The organism is Enterobacter cloacae complex sp. IR5402, from assembly GCF_049238125.1.
GTDB classification, from domain to species: domain Bacteria; phylum Pseudomonadota; class Gammaproteobacteria; order Enterobacterales; family Enterobacteriaceae; genus Enterobacter; species Enterobacter hormaechei_C.
Map to the genome: position 1 here is coordinate 1 of NZ_JBMKHO010000035.1, position 1562 is coordinate 1562.

The following is a 1562-nucleotide window of genomic DNA, read 5'->3' on the forward strand; positions in this document are numbered from 1 at the left end:
TGATCGCTATCACCAGGCGCAGCAATCACTACGATTTTGACGTTAACCACAATGTTTCTTTCATCACTACAACCAACTGATGAACAACGCGAAAAATAAATAACAATCAATGGGAAACTTTTATGATAACTGCTTTATGGTGGTTCACCATATTCTATGGCGTATACGTTATGACAAGACAAGGAGTTTCCCCCTCTACGAGGAATGAATGGGAAAAAGAAAACGTAACGTAGTTACAAAATTTGAACGAAACGCACAATCATTATTACGAACATTTGATTTTCAAAATCTATCTCGCCTTTCGAAGGAATACAATTCTGTTCCTGGTGAATGGCAAACAACAATAATTGAAGAGAATAGCCCTGCAATGTCTCCTGACGAGATGGGCGCATTACAGGATATTCTCAATAGCTGCCCTGGTGCATTCTGGAAACCCAGGAAGATGAAAATCTTCAATGTGGATTCTTCAAATCTCCACAAATGGCAAATTCTTAATTTCTCCTCATACGAACATTATTGCGGCTGGCTTTCGGTTAATCACCTTAACAATTTAACCCGCGACTTTGACACTCTATTTGATACCAAGGAACATTATGACTCTTAACACTATGGACACCGTGAACACCCTAATTAACTCTTTCAACGATATCTGGCATCTACCAGCCTTGCAGCTTGTTAATAAGGCGTGGCGTGAGAGAACGCCCTCCGCGCTCCTGGAAGCGATACAATACACAGAACAGGCAATCACCGCTCTTGAACACTGGCGCGCTGCTGTAGAGCACCTGGTGCAGATGAACGGGGATACCGTCACCGTGGATCAGGCGTGGCGCATTGCAAATGATGTGGAGGAACTCGCCCTGGCTATGCAACACCTCACCGTTGAACTCGGAGAGCTTGCCATCCAGATCGCGGAAGAATGCGCATAACATAAAAGTTACGAAATGTCTTGACAGATTGTGCTATTTATGTCATAATAGAGATAAGGGTTGAGTATTCGAATCACTCACCCTCGTATGACAATACGCACTCCCTGAGAATGCCGTTTCCCATAGCGGCACTCTCTCCATCTGAATTTTCTCTCTGAAAGCTGGTTGTTTTCCTTTGTTGTGTTTAGTTCCAAAGGGTGGCGCGGGCGTTCCCACTTGTGTCGGGTGGTAACGGACAATCACCGCGCACATTCTCTTTCAGAGAGCAAATTCTTTGCTCTAAACCTTATAACCCCGTTAGGATTATAAGCAGTCAGACTGAATAAACGCCGTCAGTGGTCGTTACGTTCAGGCTGGCAATCTTTTATTACTATTCCAGTGGTGATAAGAAATTCCATTCCCACTTCTCGCCATGACAGAAGGGCTTCTGTTTTGAAGTGGGAGCAATGACGGGCGATCCTTCTTCTGTTATTCGTAACAGTTGCGCCCTTCATTTTTTCAAGAAACCATTCTTTAACATCATAATCCTCCGAAACGAAAATGGGTAATGACTCCAACTTACTGATAGTGTTTTATGTTCAGATAATGCCCGATGACCTTGTCATGCAGCTCCACCGATTTTGAGAACGACAGTGA

General features: G+C 43.7%; 3 protein-coding genes. 2 read left to right on the plus strand and 1 reads right to left on the minus strand.

Translation table 11 applies throughout. From position 1 onward, the window contains the following. Positions 1-208: 208 nt before the first annotated feature. Together ACOTXL_RS23740 and ACOTXL_RS23745 are read left to right on the plus strand one after the other, a co-directional pair. Positions 209-604, plus strand: coding sequence for a hypothetical protein (locus tag ACOTXL_RS23740; RefSeq protein ID WP_072050238.1), 396 nt, complete (start codon positions 209-211; stop codon positions 602-604). Beyond that, positions 594-926 (plus strand): hypothetical protein, encoded by a 333-nt coding sequence (locus tag ACOTXL_RS23745; RefSeq protein ID WP_045351241.1) that lies wholly within the window; start codon positions 594-596, stop codon positions 924-926. Before ACOTXL_RS23740 ends, ACOTXL_RS23745 begins: the two co-directional genes overlap by 11 nt. A 558-nt stretch (positions 927-1484) precedes the next feature. Here ACOTXL_RS23745 and ACOTXL_RS23750 read toward each other — a convergent pair. Continuing rightward, on the minus strand, positions 1485-1562 hold a 78-nt coding region (locus ACOTXL_RS23750; protein WP_001401901.1), incomplete at its 5' end, for an IS1 family transposase.

Excerpts from the sequence above, each read along its gene's own strand:
- ACOTXL_RS23745 (WP_045351241.1), top strand. The coding sequence starts at position 594 with ATGACTCTTAACACTATGGACACCGTGAACACCCTAATTAACTCTTTC.
- ACOTXL_RS23740 (WP_072050238.1), top strand. The coding sequence starts at position 209 with ATGGGAAAAAGAAAACGTAACGTAGTTACAAAATTTGAACGAAACGCA.